The sequence below is a fragment of the Serratia sp. LACPHL-BACT-2024-00286 genome, assembly GCF_043109535.1.
GTDB classification, from domain to species: Bacteria; Pseudomonadota; Gammaproteobacteria; order Enterobacterales; family Enterobacteriaceae; genus Serratia; species Serratia sarumanii.
Genome location: NZ_JBICNA010000001.1, coordinates 1,178,476 through 1,192,480 on the forward strand (window position 1 = coordinate 1,178,476; position 14,005 = coordinate 1,192,480).

Genomic DNA, 14,005 nt, shown 5'->3' on the forward strand with positions numbered 1-14,005 from the left:
CGCTTAAACGATCTTCGGTTGGCCGTCCGAGGCGGTCGCCCCGCCATCGACCGGAATGTTGGCGCCATTGATAAAGCTGGCGTCGTCGCTGGCCAGAAACGCCATCACCGCCGCCACTTCTTCCGGCTCCGCCGCACGCCCCAGCGCGATGCGCTCATTGAACTTGTCGCGGATTTCCTGCGGCCAACCGTTGGTCATGTTGGTTTTCACCAGGCTCGGGCAGACCGAGTTGATACGCACGCCGTCACCGCCGTGATCCAGCGCCATGGCGCGCGTCAGGTTGACCACCGCGCCTTTCGCCGCGCAGTAATAGGCCGCGCCCCAGTCGCCGCCCAGGCCGGACACCGACGCGGTATTGACGATGCAGCCCTTGGTCTTCAGCAGATGCGGCAAAGCGAATTTGGAGCAGAACACCACGCCGTCGATATCGACCCCGGCGATGCGCCGCCAGTCATCGACGCTGGTTTCCAGCACGCTGCCCGCCACGTGTACGCCGGCGTTGTTCAGCAGAACGTCGATGCGGCCCAGTTTTTCCGCCACCTCGTTCATCATTTTTTCAACCGCGACGTGATCGGACACGTCGATATGCACCGCCATCGCCCGGCCCTTCGGCAGCGAAGCGGCAACCTTGTCTACCGCCTCTTTAGCCCAGTCGGCCAGCACCACGATGGCGCCCTCGGCGGAGAACCGCCGCGCCGCCGCTTCCCCCATGCCATTGCCCGCACCGGTGATAACCACGACTTTATTGTCAAAACGCATGAGACCTCCTCCATGTGAACGTATTTATATAAGTCATACAAATCTCATTACCCCGAGGATAAGACGCCCCTCCCCTGAGTGCCAGTCAAAATGTGCGGTTTATTAACCAAAAGGAGGTATGTCAGTGATTTCAATGCGCTGGGTTAACCTTTATCGGATTTTGGCCAACATATTGATGGATAGAATAAAATCCCGGCCTGTCACTATTTTCCTGGCGGATTATCAGCCAGCGGGACTATTGCGGATAGGCGGTTATGGCCGCTCAGAGATAAGCGATGTGAATGAAAAACGGCAGCCGCCCGCAGGCGGCCGCGACTATTTTTTCTCGATGGGGATCACCAGCAAATCGACGTTCAGCTCGTTGATCGCCTGACGCGCCGAAGAGACCAGTCGGCTCCAGACATCGTGATGGTGGCCGAAGATCACCAGATCGAACCCTTTCTCCTTCGCCACCCGGTTCAGTTCCTCCGTCAACGCGCCGCGGCTGACGATCACCTCTTCAACCGGATACGACGACTGCCCTTTGATCGCATTGAGCATATTCTTCACCCGCTCTGAAAAGGTGCGATCGGTGTAGTTATAATCGCCCACGCCCAGATCGACGTAATAACCGGCGCGATGAATGTCGATATAGATCAGGGAAAGTTGGGCATTGAGCGCGGCGGCCAGCCTGGCGCCCTTGCCCAGCAGGAACTCGGCGTCTTCGCTGAGATCCGTGGCGACAACGATATGCCGATAAGCCATGATGGCGGCCCTCCTCGTCAACTCCGTAAACAGGATGGCGCTCCTTGCCGCATGTTTCTCATGCATCTTAAGTTTAGCCCAGCGCGGGTTCGCTCGCCTGTCTCGCAATCGTTCCATCTGTGGAACGATGCATCCCGCCTTTGCGGTCTACCGGATTTTTCTCCCCTCCCTACACTGTAGACAAGCGCTGAGTTTCAGCCTTATCAATCAAAGCAGATACCCATTGACCTCACGACAAGAGAAGGAAAAAACCATGAGCACTCCAGCCAACTTCAACGGCCAGCGTCCTGTTATTGATGCCAATGACGCGGTCATGCTCCTGATCGACCACCAGAGCGGCCTGTTCCAGACCGTCGCCGACATGCCGATGACCGAACTGCGCGCCCGCGCCGCTGCCCTGGCCAGCATCGCCACCCTCAGCAAACTGCCGGTGATCACCACCGCTTCAGTGCCGCAGGGCCCGAACGGCCCGCTGATCCCGGAAATCCATCAGAATGCGCCGCACGCGCAATACGTCGCCCGCAAAGGGGAAATCAACGCCTGGGACAACCCGGACTTCGTGGCGGCGGTCAAAGCCACCGGCCGCAAGACGCTGATCATCGCCGGCACCATCACCAGCGTCTGCATGGCCTTCCCGTCCATCAGCGCGGTGGCCGAAGGCTATAAAGTGTTCGCGGTGATCGACGCCTCCGGCACCTACTCGAAAATGGCGCAGGAAATCACCCTGGCGCGCGTGGTGCAGGCCGGCGTGGTGCCGATCGACACTGCCGGCGTGGCCTCCGAGCTGCAGGGCAGTTGGAACCGCGCCGACGCTCAGCAGTGGGCCGAGGTCTACACCAAAATCTTCCCGGCCTATCAGTTGCTGATCGAGAGCTACCTCAAGGCGCAGGACGTGGTGAAAAACAACGAACTGCTGGACTCGCAGCGTTAAGATCGCGGGCATAAAAAGCCCCGGCCAAGGCCGGGGCTATTAATCGCGTGCCGGTGACTTTCCCGGCTGTCATGTTATGGCGTAAGCGTCCATCCAACACTCCAACATTACGCAGCCTAAGCGCGACTTTTTCACAACAGAAAAATAGACTGAAACGCGGCGTTATTAATTCTGCGGCAATCTGTTTTTCTGTTGCCAATAATAATTAATTATTGGAACGTCATCGAGGAATCGAACCCCAGTCCGCCAACGGATAATTTCGTTGCCGCTCTTCCTGCTGAGCTAATGACGTATTGGTAAAGACTCCGGGCAAACCCGGAGTTTATTCAGGCTGAGGACGTTATTTCTTAACTGCTCAGGCTTAAACCCTCATCGCTGTCGTAAGAAATCGGACCTCGGCCGAAAATTATAACGCGACCACGTTGCCGGCAGAAGGGCCCTTCATGCCATTTTCGATAGTGAACTCAACCTGTTGGCCTTCGTCCAGCGTTTTGAAATCGTTGCTCTGGATAGCAGAGAAATGAACGAACACGTCTTTGCTGCCGTCTGCCGGGGTGATAAAGCCAAAGCCTTTACCTGCATCAAACCATTTTACCAAACCTGTCATTTTAGTAGACATAGAGATATTTCCTTTATATTTTTGCGACGCCACAGGGCGATAGAGGTCTGTTTTTATTGGAAACTTATGGGGCACTAGAGAAGAAAATTCGCGGAAGAAGAGGTATCTGAGGGATATCGCTAATACTGAGAACTGCTTTACTAAAACTGCTTTCATAAGGTCTGTACTACAAACCGATGACGCTATTTACACACGGCTGAGTTATTTAAGCAAGATATATTTTAAATTATATTCATATGGCTCATAAATTTATTATCGCAAAAGGCCGCTGACGCCTGTCGCTAGGGGCGGAGTGAAACACAACGAACAGCTAGACTCGCAGCGCTGATCGCCAAAGCTCACAGCACCGGGGCTGACTATGAAAGCGCAAATAGCCGCCGCTTCCGCGTTATGTTCTTCCCTTCACGCGAAACCGCTCTCTGCTATAAAAACAGAGAAAACCGCTTAATCGTCATGAAAAAGCCATAAAAACTTAATAAATCAATCTGTTCTCGACACGAGTACATTATCGTTGCTACGATAATTATTTATATTCGCAGGAAATGACCTCAAGGATGGCTATGATTGGCAAAAGAACACTGACGCTAGCTGCGCTGACACTCAGTTTGGCAGGCTGCCAGCCAGCACTGCCAAGCTATGTGGAAAACGCGAATGCCTTGATCGCCAAACAGATCAGCGCAATTAGCCTGCAAACGGCACAGTGCAAATTTGCCCAAGACGGGCACTATTGGATTTCGGCTTGCTCGTTGGGTACTGCGCACAACGCGCCCGTGTTCGCCCTGCTCGAACAGGAAGGCGTCATGCAGGCCAACGACAACCTGGCAATCGCCGTCGTGCCGCTCAACGAACAAGCTCGCCTCCTCTCACAGGATCCGCGCTTCACTATCCCGGTAATGCAACGCCGCATTCCCGTAGATGCGGATAAAACCTTCAATCGCTTATTTGCCCAACCATCGCCTTAACCATCCCCCTCAACCAACGATTGCGATCCCCAGCCGCTCCAGCAGCTGCGCGGCCTGGTGGCTGTCCATTTTGACGCCCTGCAGATCGGTGGTGCGTAAATCCAATTCGCCCAGTTCCGCGTTGCTCAAATCGCACTGGGTGACGTCGGCGGCGCGCCAGTCGAATCCGGAGAACTCGCCGCCGGACAGATCGGAGCCGCTGAAGCTGGCGCCGAGCACCTGTGCGCCGTGCCAGCGGTTTTCCCACAGCTCGCATTTCTCCAGCACCACCTTGGCGAAGTTGGCGTAGCTCAGGTTGCTTTTGGTGATATAGGCGCTGCAAAACCCGATGCGGCTGGTGATCATGTTCATAAAACTGGCGCCGCGAAAATCGGCGCCCTGCGCGCGGCATTCGCGGATCTCCAGCCCCAGGGCGCTGGCGTGGCGGAAGTCGGCCATCGACAAATCGCAGCTTCTGAAGCTGGCGTCTTTGAGTATCGCGCGGCTGAAATTGCCGCCCTGTCGGCTGTCGCGATCGTAAAACTGGCAGCCGATAAACTCGGTGCCGGTCAGATCGGCGCCCGAAAAATCACACAGCATAAAGCTGCCGTTTTCAATCTTCTCGCCGGTAAAGCGGTTACGGTCAATCTTTTCACCCTTCAACATCAGACTCATCGCAGCGCACCTGTTTATTTATACAGTCAGTGCGGCATTTAATCCTATTCCGGCAATGTTGGCAACCGTCGCCGATCGGCGGGCCTCCGCTTTAACGCCACCTTGACGATGCTGAATGTCCTGACGCTCTCCGCCTGAGCGACGTCGGCAAACAAACGGGGGTAACGGGAGTTGACCACCCACACTTCGCCATCGCGCAGCGCGGCGCCGGTCGGCCCATCCAATCCCGGCGGTGTGGCGACCGCCGCGAGATGCGCGCTGGCCCAACCGTCGTTCGAGGCGAGCAGCGTTACGTTGCCGGACATGCCCCCTTTTCTCCCCGGAAAAGACTGTACGATCACCAATTCATGGGCGTTTTTGAGCCGCAGCCCGTCCGGCCCTTTCAGCCGCTGCGGCAGCCTGATTTCACTTATTGCAGGCGCGTTATCCAGCGTCACCTTCCACAACAGCCCGCGGGTGTAGTCCGCCGCAATCAGATAGCCATCCGGGTGATACACGATGCCGTTGAGATAAGGCTGCGTGCCCTGCGCAGCGGCGGGAGCGTCGGCCGGCATCAAACGCGCCGAGCGCACCAGAATCGACACCTGGCGCGTTGCCCGGTCAATCTTGTAAATCTGCGGCTGGAAGCTGTCGGTCACGTAGATATTGCCCTGCGCGTCGAGCGCCAGATCGTTGGCCAGCGTCGGCCCACGGCTTAACGATGAAAGATCGTACGTCTGCTGCAGCGCGCCGGTATCGAGATTGAACTCCAGCACCTGCGCCACGCGATTGCGCGTACCGGGCGCAGAGTTGAGGGAGACCCCCACGTCTTCGTTGCACACCAGCACCCGGTTGCGCTCGGCGTCCACCAGCATGCCGGAGGTGGTGATAAGCCCACTGCCGGTGGAAAAGCGCCGATAGCGGCCATCCGGGTAGACCAGGCCGAGCTGCCCGCCACGCAGGGACGACACCAGGAACGCGCCGGCGCGCGCATTCCAGGCGATGCCTTCAGGGTAGGCGCCGGCGGCATCCGGCGAGAAGTCGATGCGCTGCGTGGCCTGCGCCTGCATGACGCCGCTGAGAAACAGCGCGGCGCCGGCAAGCTGGGTGAGGCGCCGGCACCGCGGCAACAAGAAAGAAAAGAGGCAGAAGCGGAACATAAGCATGATCCTGATGAGGACTCGGATCGCTAGAGTAGGATCGCGCCGCTCACGGCACCAGCCGGGCAAAAGGCAATACGCCACTAAAAAAAACGCAGTAATCGGCGCAAAAAAAACCGCCCGGGCGGGCGGTTGAGACGACGGCGAACCGTTACTTCAGGGCTTCCTGAATGGCGTCGGCCATCGGGCCGATGTGCTTCTCCGCCGCCTTCAGTTGGAAGTCCACGCCGTTGCCGTCGTTGGTATCCGACAACGTGGCCTTGATCAGCTCCAGCGCCGCCTGCACCGCCACCAGCCGTTTATGCTGTTCGTCCGTGACCGGTTTGGCGCCCATATTGGCCGGATAGTAATGTTCTAACATCGCGCTCTCCTTTTGATGACGTTAACCTCTAAGCTACCAGAAAACCGCGCGTTTTCTAAGGAAACCAGGCCCTGCGCGGCCGAGTGACGATAAATTGCACTATACTGGGCAAACACGCCCCCTGCTACAGGACCATCGTCATGCCATTCCAGGGAAGCTGCCACTGCGGCGCCGTCACTTTCTCCGTGGACGCCGAACTGCCCACCGAGGCCCTCAGCTGCAACTGTTCGATCTGCCGCCGCAAAGGGCTGCTGCTGTCGTTCTTCCCCATCAGCGCTTTCACGCTCAACAGCGGCCAGGACCAGCTCAGCGCCTACACCTTCAATCAGCACAAGATCCGCCATCAGTTCTGCCGAGTCTGCGGCGCTCAGCCCTTCGCCTACGGCACCGCGCCGGACGGCGCCGCGATGTGCGCCGTCAACCTGCGCTGCGTGCCTGACGTCGCGCTGGATGCGTTGCAGATCCACAGCTACGACGGCGCCAGCGTCTGAGATGCCGCGTTTTCAGCGGTAGACGGAGAACTTCTTGGTCAACGGCTTAAGCTGTTCGGCGTCGCCGTAGAGCGCCACCGCCACGAAATCCAGCTGTTCGTAAGGGGTGTTGGCGGTGTCGGCGATCTGCTGTTCGGCGGAGTGCGACAGCATGGTGGTGGTGAAGAAGTTGGACAGCACGCCCTCTTCCTTGCATTTGAGGATCAGGTTGCTGAGCTGGCTGCTGTTCTTGGCTTGCAGGATCACTATCGGATAGTGGCTCATGTTGGCGCTGACGCCGTCGAGGCTGCTCGGATAGTGGTGAAACTCGCGCTGCTCGATCAGATCGGTGATGCCCGCCGTCAGATGGCAGGAAGCGTTAAACAGCGTGGCCGGTTCGTGATTGCGGTTGAGGATGATATAAAATTTTTTCTCGTTGTCGCTGTACATACTCTTCTCCTTGAATAGGCAGCCAGTTTTACCCAACCGGCGCACGGTTTCAAGGCGCGATAAGGGGCCGCGTCCGGCCCCTGTGATAACGCTGCCGGCTCAGACGGCGCCTTCACCCGGGCCGAGCGGCTGCGCCACCTGATGCAGCACGGTGATGTGCTGCAAAAGCGTGCCGCCGTCGATCGGTTTCATCTGGCCGTCGCGATCTTTATAGTGCGTCGGCTTGGCGCCGTGGAAGAACAGCCCGGCGTTGACCTGCACGCCCAGATAGCCCGCGCTGGCCGGCAGGCGCTGCACGTCGGTCCAGGGGTTGGAAACCGGCACGTACTGGAAACCCTCGCTCGTTTTGGCGTACAGCGGGCGCAGCAGCGTGACAAAGGCCATCATCGGCGACAGCGCGTCTTTAAAGATCTGCACCGGCCGATCGACCGTCATCAAGAAACCCTGCGGCTGCTCCTCAACCGTGTCGAGGCTCAGGCTGCTGCTGATATCATCACCCCGGCCGCCATAGCTCCATTCAATGGCCGGCGCCCCACTCTCGTTCATCATCTCTGACATACACTGCTCCTTATAAAATGAATTCAACACGCCTGCTGCGTGCCGGAACAGTAAACCGCTGCAGGGGGATCAGCGTCCACGCCGGGCGGCACGCTGGCGAACCAAACAACGAAGGCGCTCAATAAAGCTCGAAATGAATAATTTCCCCACGTGATAGCGCAGCATTTGAACGACCTCAGCCGTTGCAAGAGCACATAGTGATGGCGTTACCGCCACTGGAGAGTGTTATGACCGCGATTAAACCGGACGCCATCGACCGCGTTCTCCCCGCTGCCACGCCCTGGCTAGCCGTCATCAACGTGCTGTTCGCCGGCATCGCCGCGGCGCTGCACGTGGGCAAGGCCACCATCGCGCTGCCGGCGCTGGAGGCCGAGTTCGGCCGTTCGCTCGAAGCGCTGAGCTGGGTTATTTCGGCCTTTCCCTTCGTCGGGGTGTTCGGCGGCATCGCCGCCGGGCTGCTGGTGCGCCGCTGGGGCGACCGGCGGCTGCTGGCGCTCGGGCTGCTGATCATCAGCGCCGCCAGCTTTACCGGCGCCGCACTGCACGACTTCAGCGGGTTGATCGTCAGCCGCTTTGTCGAAGGCCTCGGCTTCGTGATCGTGGTGGTCGCCTCGCCGGCGGTGCTGAACCGCATCGTCGCCCCGGCGCAGCGCAGCCTGGTGTTCGGCATCTGGAGCACCTTCATGCCGGCGGGCATCGCCATTTCGCTGTTTTTCGGCCCCCATCTCGCCGGCTGGCAGCAGAGTTGGCAGGCCGGTGCGGCGCTGACGCTGCTGGCCGCCCTGCTGCTGCCGCTGACCACGTCCCGCCGCACCGCCGAGGCGCACGCGCCGTCCTTGCCGCTGCGGCAAGCGCTGGGCGCCCTGCTGCGGGCGCGCCGACCGCTGTTGCTGGCGCTGATGTTCGCCACCTACAACCTGCAATTTTTCTCGGTGATGACCTTCCTGCCGATTTTCCTGATGCAGCGCATAGGCCTGACGCTGGCGGCCGCCGGCGGTATCAGCGCGGCGGCGGTGGCGGCGAACATCATCGGCAACCTCGCCGCCGGGCTCTTGCTGTCGCGCGGTCTGCGCGCCGGTAGCCTGCTCGCGGCCACCAGCCTGATCATCGGCGTCTTCGGCATCGGCATTTTCTTGCCGATAACGCCCAACGCCCTGCTGATCCCGCTGTGTTTCCTGTTCTGCGCCATCGCCGGCATGCTGCCCGCCACCATTCTGGCCGCCACGCCGGCGGCGACGCCGGAACCGACGCTGCTGCCGCTGAGCCTGGGGCTGGTGATGCAGGGGAACTATCTCGGCCAGGTGATCGGCCCGGTTGCGCTGAGCGCCATCGTGGCCGCGGCCGGTTGGGCGGCCCCGGCCTGGCTGGTGCTGGCGGCGGCCGTGTCAGGGGCGCTGTTGGCGCTGGCTTTTCTCAGCCGGCGGCATAAGGCGGGGTGATAAGCAGAAAGGTGGTTCTGTTTGTTATAAGCGGTGCTGAATTTTCCCTGGTGCAGGTGCCTGCCTATCGCGAAGGATAAGGCCAATGATGATCGAGACCTGACAATGACAAGGCGCCGGTGGCCGCGAAATACACCAGCAGGCCAGCAAAGGCGATCAGTAGCGCCTTCTCGATGACGCCGAGTCGTTTGTGTTCAGTCATTTGCATACTCCTTCGTGGTATCGGGCGAACGGCCGCCCTCATCAACACTAGGAAAGCCTGGCGCAGGCGGCAAGCGCGGCTCACAAAATGAAACACAATCGATAAATTTTGTTAATTATTTAGCCCTCTTTCTTTTCTCACGCCGCCGCCTGTTCACCCTGGGGCGCCCGCCTTGCCCTTAATAACCCTATGGAATACGCCACTAAAAATCCCCTACCGGTTAAGTAAAGGTGATGATAGTGTTGTTTTCATTCAGTTCATCTATGCTGAAAATTCATCTTTTGAGGGACGACTATGATGTCTAAAGGCATTTCCAAGGGATTCTTTATTCTGATCCTGTTCATCGTTACCGCCGCCTTTCTCGACGTGCTGGGGCCTTACTACTCCTCGGTGCTGTGGGCGGTCATTCTGGCGGTGATTTTCCATCCGGTAAAAAAGAAACTGAAGCAGTACGTCGGCGAACGCAACGGCGTGGTGTCGCTGCTGACGGTGGCGCTGATCTGCCTGATCGTGTTCACGCCGTTGGCGATCATCGCCTCGTCGCTGGCGATGGAATTCAACGTGATCTACACCAAGCTGCAGACCAACAACAGCCAGTTGCCGACCATGCTGGCGGACTTTATGCGCCACCTGCCCGGTTGGGCGCAGCGCTTCCTGGCGGAACATAACCTCAACAGCGCCGCCGAGATACAAAAGCAGCTTTCCGAGGTGGCGCTCAAGGGCGGGCAATATCTGGCGGGCAGCGTCTTCCTGATCGGCAAGGGCACCTTCAACTTCGTCGTCGGCTTCGGCGTGATGCTCTACCTGCTGTTCTTCCTGCTGAAAGACGGCCCCTATCTGGTAAACCTGGCGCTCGAAGCGCTGCCGCTCTCCCAGCACGTGAAGCACCACCTGTTCGTGAAGTTCGCCGCCGTCTCCCGCGCCACCGTCAAGGGCACGGTGGTGGTCGCCGTGGTGCAAGGTGCGCTCGGCGGGCTGGCATTTTACTTTACCGGCATCGACGGCAGCCTGCTGTGGGGCGCGCTGATGGCGTTCCTGTCGATCATCCCGGCCGTGGGCTCCGCCATCATCTGGGTGCCGGCGGTGATCTACTTCTTCGCCACCGGCATGCTATGGAAAGCCATTTTCCTGGTGGTGTTCTTCGTGGTGGTGATCGGCCTGGTGGACAACATCCTGCGCCCGCTGCTGGTGGGCAAAGACACCAAAATGCCGGACTACCTGATCCTGATCTCCACCCTGGGCGGCATGGAGATCTACGGCATCAACGGCTTCGTCATCGGCCCTTTGATCGCCGCGCTGTTCATCGCCTGCTGGAACATCCTGTCCGGCCGCGACAGCGAGGAGAACATCGAAGAGATCGACGAAGAATTCATCGAGGAAGGCAAGAACCATCCCGACGCGGCGGAGTAATCCTCTCGCAGCGAATCACGCAGGGGCCCAATTGGGCCCTTTTTTGTCTGTGGTATCCTTGCCGCGCTTACAAGGAAGAACGGGTTTCGTTATGCTTATTTTTTACGCCACGCTGGCTATCGCCTTCACTCTGCTGTGCCTGATGGCCTTTCTCTATTGCGCTTATCAGCTGTCAAAGCACGGCGACGTCAAGTTTTTGGCCTCGCTTTCCGTGCTGCTCTTCGCGCTGCTGGCCTTCTATGCCGCTTATGGCTACGTCAGCACCTGGCTGCAACAGCAGGCGGTCGATGTCCGGCTGTATTAGCGCGCCGGGATAAAAAAGACCTGCTCCGGATCGCCGTCATCGAGATTGTCAATCTGGCCGCTGGCGACAAAGCCGGCGTTCAGCAGCAGTCGCTGCATCGGCAGGTTGGAGCGATTGGTGGAGGTGAACAGCTTCGGGTGCCGACAGTGGGACTTCAACGCCGCAATCAGCGCCTGCCCGACGCCCCGGCGGCGATAGCGCTCGCCAACCATCAGCATCTCGACAAAGCCGCAGCCGAAGAAGTGATAGTGCAGCACACCGTAGCCCATCGCCATGCCCCGTTCTTCGGCAAGATAGCAGACACTCTGTGCGCACCAGGCGCGGATTTGCGCCGCACGCTGCGGCGCATTCTGAGCAACGCTGTCCAGGGCGATCAGGGCTGCGGCATCGGTTTCAGCAGCAAGGCGCACAAGCATATTTAACCCCTCATTCGTATGGATGACGGCGGTGCCGCTTCAACGAAACGGCAACCGAAGCGGGATAATTTTTACATCCCCGCCAAATTTTGTAATCCTATTATAGAGTTACTAAAAACACGCCAAGGAAGGAAAACATTTCCCGATGAGAATCCCGCAAATCTCCGCCGCCCTGTTGTTTACCCTGCTGCTGGCGGGCTGCCAGTTCCACAAAACCGTGTTCCCGCCGCCGTATATTGGCACCCCGCAAGAGATCAGCACCTACGAAGTGAAGGGGCTGACGTTCGTCACCACCGTCACCTTCAGCGGCCTGTTTGCCGAAGAGCTGGTGCGCGAGTACGCGCAGAAACACCACTACCGCTATTACGTGGTCACGATGCGCAGCAACGGTTTTAAAGATCGAAGCGAGCGCGTGAGCGCAATGATGTATCGGTAGGTATTGGCAACATATGCCGTGAAGACTGGATTCAACATTAGGAAACGCTATACGAAATATTGCACAACCCAATACTCACAGGCCGCATGAAAGTACGGCCTGCGACTTTTGGTCTAATTATCTGGCATCGCAGTTGCCGCCCTTTACTTTCATATCGGCCGAAACTCCAACGTGCCGTTGTTGACCGCTTCGTAAACCGCGGCCGTTGGCGGCTTAGGCAAACGCGCATTGACGATTGCCTTTATCGCGGCCTGGCAAAGTTGCGGCTCCCCTTGTTCAGCCCGAACGCTGATCAGCAGACCATCCGGCGCCAGCTTGATGCGCAATGTACAACTTCTGCCTGAGTAGGCTTCGGCATCTTTCAAATGGCTTTGAATCGCGGCCTGCAACTGGGCAAAATACTGTTCTTTCTCTTTTCCCGGCACAGGCGTCTTTGGTTCACCAAGGTTGGCGAAAAGATCATCGACCCCTTTATTCGCCGGATCGTTTTGGCTGGGGCCAGTGCTCTTGGCACACCCTGTTAATGTCAGAGCGAGCATCGCCGCCAATAATGTGGCGGCGCCGGTGCTATAGCCTGAATGCGTTATTTTCATATCCCTTTCCTTATGGATGATTATCAGCCGAATCAACGTTGTATTCGAAAAGATCCCCGGTGAATACTTATACAGAATTAACGCCAAACCACCAATGACATCACGCACTGGCACGCGGAAAATCGTGAGTAGATGATGATATGAAACCCTAACCCCCTCACCGGGCCGTACGCCTGAGCCACCTGACCTATCGACATCTCCCGAATGGGTAATCACCCCATCAATAAATTAAGTTATTCTTACTTTTTTATCCCACCATAAGCACTTTCAACCCTGGCAATCTGGAAAATCTGCCTATACTTATTTTCCTGATATTAAATTCGTTTAAGTAACCAGGATGGTAGGTATGAAAAGCAAACGACTCTTTGCCGCACTTCTTGCTGCAACTACGGTGATGTTCATTGCGGGCTGCGCTTCCAATCAGGCGATCAAAACAACGGATGGCAAGACCATTGTCACCGACGGCAAACCTCAGGTCGATACAGATACCGGGTTAGTCTCCTATCGAAACGCTGAAACGGGCAAAACGGAACAGATCAATCGAGACCAGATTGCAAACATGAGTGAGTTGGATAACTAAAAGGAGCTTCAAATGAAAAAAACGCTTGTTCTTCCCGCGATCGCCCTGGTTGCCATCGCCGCACTGTCAGGCTGCACACGCACCAGCTACGCCATCCATACCCACGACGGTCGAACGCTCATCAGTGACGGCAAGCCGAAAGAAACTTCTGCCGGGTTGCTCGGTTATACCGACGCCAATGGCGTTAAACAGCAAATCAACAAGACGGAAGTCAAAGAGGTTTCAGAGATCCCTCATTAAGGTTCCGATAATCTCAGCCAGCTAACACCAAGGGAGCCAATGGCTCCCTTTCTACTCTAAAACCCGGCGTATTTGCCTGCATTTAACGATAACGTCGAACACCTGACATTTCAGCGCCAACGTTACCGGGTTTGCCATACGGATCTCTCCTTTCCCTGCGTCGAACAGCTATAATCCAAGAAGTGGAGTTATTTGATAATGATAAGGAGGGAGTATGTATAAAACTATCTTGGTTCCAGTCGATATTACCGAGCCGGAATTAACGCAGCAGGTCATCCCACATGTCAACGCGCTCGCCAGGCTCGAAGACTCCCACGTCCATTTCCTGGCGGTGATCCCGTCACGCGCCACCTACGCCGCTTTCGGCTTTGCCGCCACCGCGGCGATAGAAACCAAAGACGAAATCATTGCGGTAGCGACCGAAGGGTTGGCGAAAGCGGCAAAAGAATTCAGCGTGCCTGAAGATAGAGTGACCACGCATGTGGCCGTCGGCGATCCTAAAGATCAGATCCTGGAACTCGCTGATGCGCTTAACGCAGAGATTATTGTGATGGGGTCCAACCGCCCTTCTGCGATCACTTACCTCCTCGGCTCCAATGCCACCGCCGTCGTGCGCCACGCCAATTGCCCGGTGCTGGTGGTGCGCGAATCGGCCAATACTTGATATCCCATGCCCATTTGAACAATAAAAAAACGGGAGCCCTAAGGCTCCCGCTCTCATTCAAGCGCCAAACACAC

21 protein-coding genes and 1 pseudogene are annotated in these 14,005 nt (G+C 57.6%); 10 read left to right on the forward strand and 12 right to left on the reverse strand.

The genetic code is table 11. The features are described 5' to 3' along the window. Positions 1-3 precede the first annotated feature (3 nt). Both ACF8MC_RS05555 and ACF8MC_RS05560 read right to left on the reverse strand, forming a co-directional pair. Entirely contained in the window at positions 4-759 is a 756-nt protein-coding gene (locus ACF8MC_RS05555) for an SDR family NAD(P)-dependent oxidoreductase (RefSeq protein ID WP_025302549.1), read from the reverse strand. 315 nt (positions 760-1,074) lie between these two features. Next, a complete protein-coding gene (locus ACF8MC_RS05560; RefSeq protein WP_033638240.1) occupies positions 1,075-1,503 on the reverse strand; it encodes a universal stress protein in 429 nt (142 codons plus the stop codon). A 253-nt stretch (positions 1,504-1,756) separates the two neighbouring features. On the opposite strand from ACF8MC_RS05560, the gene ACF8MC_RS05565 reads away from it, so the two are divergent. After that, positions 1,757-2,434, forward strand: coding sequence for an isochorismatase family protein (locus tag ACF8MC_RS05565; RefSeq protein ID WP_016928046.1), 678 nt, complete (start codon positions 1,757-1,759; stop codon positions 2,432-2,434). A gap of 213 nt (positions 2,435-2,647) precedes the next feature. Here ACF8MC_RS05565 and ACF8MC_RS05570 read toward each other — a convergent pair. Together ACF8MC_RS05570 and cspA are read right to left on the reverse strand one after the other, a co-directional pair. Then, positions 2,648-2,726 (reverse strand): annotated as a pseudogene (locus tag ACF8MC_RS05570). A gap of 114 nt (positions 2,727-2,840) precedes the next feature. Further along, entirely contained in the window at positions 2,841-3,053 is a 213-nt protein-coding gene (cspA, locus tag ACF8MC_RS05575) for an RNA chaperone/antiterminator CspA (protein ID WP_033638238.1), read from the reverse strand. 560 nt (positions 3,054-3,613) lie between these two features. Between cspA and ACF8MC_RS05580 the strand changes: the two genes are divergently transcribed. Further along, complete coding sequence (locus ACF8MC_RS05580; RefSeq protein WP_033638756.1) at positions 3,614-4,015, forward strand: hypothetical protein; 402 nt, start codon at positions 3,614-3,616, stop codon at positions 4,013-4,015. Positions 4,016-4,024: 9 nt separating this feature from the next. Here the strand turns inward: ACF8MC_RS05580 and ACF8MC_RS05585 are convergent, their stop codons facing one another. The 3 genes from ACF8MC_RS05585 to ACF8MC_RS05595 all read right to left on the reverse strand — a co-directional run bounded on the left by ACF8MC_RS05585 (position 4,025) and on the right by ACF8MC_RS05595 (position 6,169). Next, complete coding sequence (locus tag ACF8MC_RS05585; protein WP_039566481.1) at positions 4,025-4,669, reverse strand: Qnr family pentapeptide repeat protein; 645 nt, start codon at positions 4,667-4,669, stop codon at positions 4,025-4,027. A 44-nt stretch (positions 4,670-4,713) separates the two neighbouring features. After that, positions 4,714-5,808 carry an SMP-30/gluconolactonase/LRE family protein gene (locus tag ACF8MC_RS05590; protein WP_239506349.1) on the reverse strand — a complete coding sequence of 365 codons (1,095 nt, stop codon included), beginning with the start codon at positions 5,806-5,808 and terminating at the stop codon, positions 4,714-4,716. A 151-nt stretch (positions 5,809-5,959) separates the two neighbouring features. After that, a complete protein-coding gene (locus tag ACF8MC_RS05595) occupies positions 5,960-6,169 on the reverse strand; it encodes a hypothetical protein (RefSeq protein WP_025160266.1) in 210 nt (69 codons plus the stop codon). A gap of 140 nt (positions 6,170-6,309) precedes the next feature. Between ACF8MC_RS05595 and ACF8MC_RS05600 the strand changes: the two genes are divergently transcribed. Next, on the forward strand, positions 6,310-6,660 hold the full coding sequence (locus ACF8MC_RS05600) for a GFA family protein (RefSeq protein WP_033653875.1): 351 nt from the start codon (positions 6,310-6,312) through the stop codon (positions 6,658-6,660). A gap of 12 nt (positions 6,661-6,672) precedes the next feature. On the opposite strand, the gene ACF8MC_RS05605 is transcribed toward ACF8MC_RS05600, so the two are convergent. Together ACF8MC_RS05605 and ACF8MC_RS05610 are read right to left on the reverse strand one after the other, a co-directional pair. Continuing rightward, positions 6,673-7,089, reverse strand: coding sequence for a DUF2000 domain-containing protein (locus ACF8MC_RS05605; RefSeq protein WP_033638236.1), 417 nt, complete (start codon positions 7,087-7,089; stop codon positions 6,673-6,675). 99 nt (positions 7,090-7,188) lie between these two features. Next, positions 7,189-7,647 carry a hypothetical protein gene (locus ACF8MC_RS05610; RefSeq protein WP_033638235.1) on the reverse strand — a complete coding sequence of 153 codons (459 nt, stop codon included), beginning with the start codon at positions 7,645-7,647 and terminating at the stop codon, positions 7,189-7,191. A 227-nt stretch (positions 7,648-7,874) separates the two neighbouring features. Here ACF8MC_RS05610 and ACF8MC_RS05615 point away from each other — a divergent pair, with 227 nt between their 5' ends. Further along, positions 7,875-9,086, forward strand: coding sequence for a CynX/NimT family MFS transporter (locus ACF8MC_RS05615; protein WP_060452876.1), 1,212 nt, complete (start codon positions 7,875-7,877; stop codon positions 9,084-9,086). A 64-nt stretch (positions 9,087-9,150) separates the two neighbouring features. On the opposite strand, the gene ACF8MC_RS05620 is transcribed toward ACF8MC_RS05615, so the two are convergent. Beyond that, a complete protein-coding gene (locus ACF8MC_RS05620) occupies positions 9,151-9,288 on the reverse strand; it encodes a hypothetical protein (RefSeq protein WP_172904836.1) in 138 nt (45 codons plus the stop codon). A 294-nt stretch (positions 9,289-9,582) separates the two neighbouring features. Here ACF8MC_RS05620 and ACF8MC_RS05625 point away from each other — a divergent pair, with 294 nt between their 5' ends. Both ACF8MC_RS05625 and ACF8MC_RS05630 read left to right on the forward strand, forming a co-directional pair. Beyond that, positions 9,583-10,698, forward strand: a complete 1,116-nt coding sequence (locus ACF8MC_RS05625; protein WP_033638233.1) for an AI-2E family transporter — start codon at positions 9,583-9,585, stop codon at positions 10,696-10,698. A gap of 91 nt (positions 10,699-10,789) precedes the next feature. After that, positions 10,790-11,002 carry a hypothetical protein gene (locus tag ACF8MC_RS05630; RefSeq protein ID WP_033638232.1) on the forward strand — a complete coding sequence of 71 codons (213 nt, stop codon included), beginning with the start codon at positions 10,790-10,792 and terminating at the stop codon, positions 11,000-11,002. Here the strand turns inward: ACF8MC_RS05630 and ACF8MC_RS05635 are convergent. Continuing rightward, on the reverse strand, positions 10,999-11,418 hold the full coding sequence (locus ACF8MC_RS05635) for a GNAT family N-acetyltransferase (protein WP_164105092.1): 420 nt from the start codon (positions 11,416-11,418) through the stop codon (positions 10,999-11,001). The genes ACF8MC_RS05630 and ACF8MC_RS05635 overlap by 4 nt on opposite strands. Positions 11,419-11,563: 145 nt before the next feature. Between ACF8MC_RS05635 and ACF8MC_RS05640 the strand changes: the two genes are divergently transcribed. After that, the gene (locus tag ACF8MC_RS05640; protein WP_033638230.1) at positions 11,564-11,854 is read left to right on the forward strand and encodes a hypothetical protein; all 291 of its coding nucleotides are present in this window, start codon (positions 11,564-11,566) and stop codon (positions 11,852-11,854) included. A gap of 149 nt (positions 11,855-12,003) precedes the next feature. On the opposite strand, the gene tolA is transcribed toward ACF8MC_RS05640, so the two are convergent. Then, complete coding sequence (gene tolA / locus ACF8MC_RS05645) at positions 12,004-12,447, reverse strand: cell envelope integrity protein TolA (RefSeq protein WP_033638229.1); 444 nt, start codon at positions 12,445-12,447, stop codon at positions 12,004-12,006. 346 nt (positions 12,448-12,793) lie between these two features. Between tolA and ACF8MC_RS05650 the strand changes: the two genes are divergently transcribed. The 3 genes from ACF8MC_RS05650 (at position 12,794) to uspF (ending at position 13,931) form a co-directional block, all read left to right on the forward strand. Then, complete coding sequence (locus ACF8MC_RS05650) at positions 12,794-13,027, forward strand: YgdI/YgdR family lipoprotein (RefSeq protein WP_033638227.1); 234 nt, start codon at positions 12,794-12,796, stop codon at positions 13,025-13,027. Positions 13,028-13,039: 12 nt separating this feature from the next. Next, the gene (locus ACF8MC_RS05655) at positions 13,040-13,267 is read left to right on the forward strand and encodes a YgdI/YgdR family lipoprotein (protein ID WP_033638226.1); all 228 of its coding nucleotides are present in this window, start codon (positions 13,040-13,042) and stop codon (positions 13,265-13,267) included. A 214-nt stretch (positions 13,268-13,481) separates the two neighbouring features. After that, the gene (gene uspF / locus ACF8MC_RS05660; protein ID WP_033638225.1) at positions 13,482-13,931 is read left to right on the forward strand and encodes a universal stress protein UspF; all 450 of its coding nucleotides are present in this window, start codon (positions 13,482-13,484) and stop codon (positions 13,929-13,931) included. Positions 13,932-14,005: the final 74 nt, after the last annotated feature.

Coding starts and splice junctions, on each gene's coding strand:
- uspF (WP_033638225.1), top strand. CDS start 13,482: ATGTATAAAACTATCTTGGTTCCAGTCGATATTACCGAGCCGGAATTA.
- ACF8MC_RS05600 (WP_033653875.1), top strand. CDS start 6,310: ATGCCATTCCAGGGAAGCTGCCACTGCGGCGCCGTCACTTTCTCCGTG.
- ACF8MC_RS05595 (WP_025160266.1), bottom strand. CDS start 6,169: ATGTTAGAACATTACTATCCGGCCAATATGGGCGCCAAACCGGTCACG.
- ACF8MC_RS05585 (WP_039566481.1), bottom strand. CDS start 4,669: ATGAGTCTGATGTTGAAGGGTGAAAAGATTGACCGTAACCGCTTTACC.
- ACF8MC_RS05615 (WP_060452876.1), top strand. CDS start 7,875: ATGACCGCGATTAAACCGGACGCCATCGACCGCGTTCTCCCCGCTGCC.
- ACF8MC_RS05580 (WP_033638756.1), top strand. CDS start 3,614: ATGATTGGCAAAAGAACACTGACGCTAGCTGCGCTGACACTCAGTTTG.
- ACF8MC_RS05655 (WP_033638226.1), top strand. CDS start 13,040: ATGAAAAAAACGCTTGTTCTTCCCGCGATCGCCCTGGTTGCCATCGCC.
- ACF8MC_RS05625 (WP_033638233.1), top strand. CDS start 9,583: ATGATGTCTAAAGGCATTTCCAAGGGATTCTTTATTCTGATCCTGTTC.
- ACF8MC_RS05560 (WP_033638240.1), bottom strand. CDS start 1,503: ATGGCTTATCGGCATATCGTTGTCGCCACGGATCTCAGCGAAGACGCC.
- ACF8MC_RS05635 (WP_164105092.1), bottom strand. CDS start 11,418: ATGCTTGTGCGCCTTGCTGCTGAAACCGATGCCGCAGCCCTGATCGCC.
- ACF8MC_RS05650 (WP_033638227.1), top strand. CDS start 12,794: ATGAAAAGCAAACGACTCTTTGCCGCACTTCTTGCTGCAACTACGGTG.
- ACF8MC_RS05565 (WP_016928046.1), top strand. CDS start 1,757: ATGAGCACTCCAGCCAACTTCAACGGCCAGCGTCCTGTTATTGATGCC.
- ACF8MC_RS05590 (WP_239506349.1), bottom strand. CDS start 5,808: ATGTTCCGCTTCTGCCTCTTTTCTTTCTTGTTGCCGCGGTGCCGGCGC.
- tolA (WP_033638229.1), bottom strand. CDS start 12,447: ATGAAAATAACGCATTCAGGCTATAGCACCGGCGCCGCCACATTATTG.
- ACF8MC_RS05630 (WP_033638232.1), top strand. CDS start 10,790: ATGCTTATTTTTTACGCCACGCTGGCTATCGCCTTCACTCTGCTGTGC.
- ACF8MC_RS05555 (WP_025302549.1), bottom strand. CDS start 759: ATGCGTTTTGACAATAAAGTCGTGGTTATCACCGGTGCGGGCAATGGC.
- cspA (WP_033638238.1), bottom strand. CDS start 3,053: ATGTCTACTAAAATGACAGGTTTGGTAAAATGGTTTGATGCAGGTAAA.
- ACF8MC_RS05640 (WP_033638230.1), top strand. CDS start 11,564: ATGAGAATCCCGCAAATCTCCGCCGCCCTGTTGTTTACCCTGCTGCTG.
- ACF8MC_RS05605 (WP_033638236.1), bottom strand. CDS start 7,089: ATGTACAGCGACAACGAGAAAAAATTTTATATCATCCTCAACCGCAAT.
- ACF8MC_RS05620 (WP_172904836.1), bottom strand. CDS start 9,288: ATGACTGAACACAAACGACTCGGCGTCATCGAGAAGGCGCTACTGATC.
- ACF8MC_RS05610 (WP_033638235.1), bottom strand. CDS start 7,647: ATGTCAGAGATGATGAACGAGAGTGGGGCGCCGGCCATTGAATGGAGC.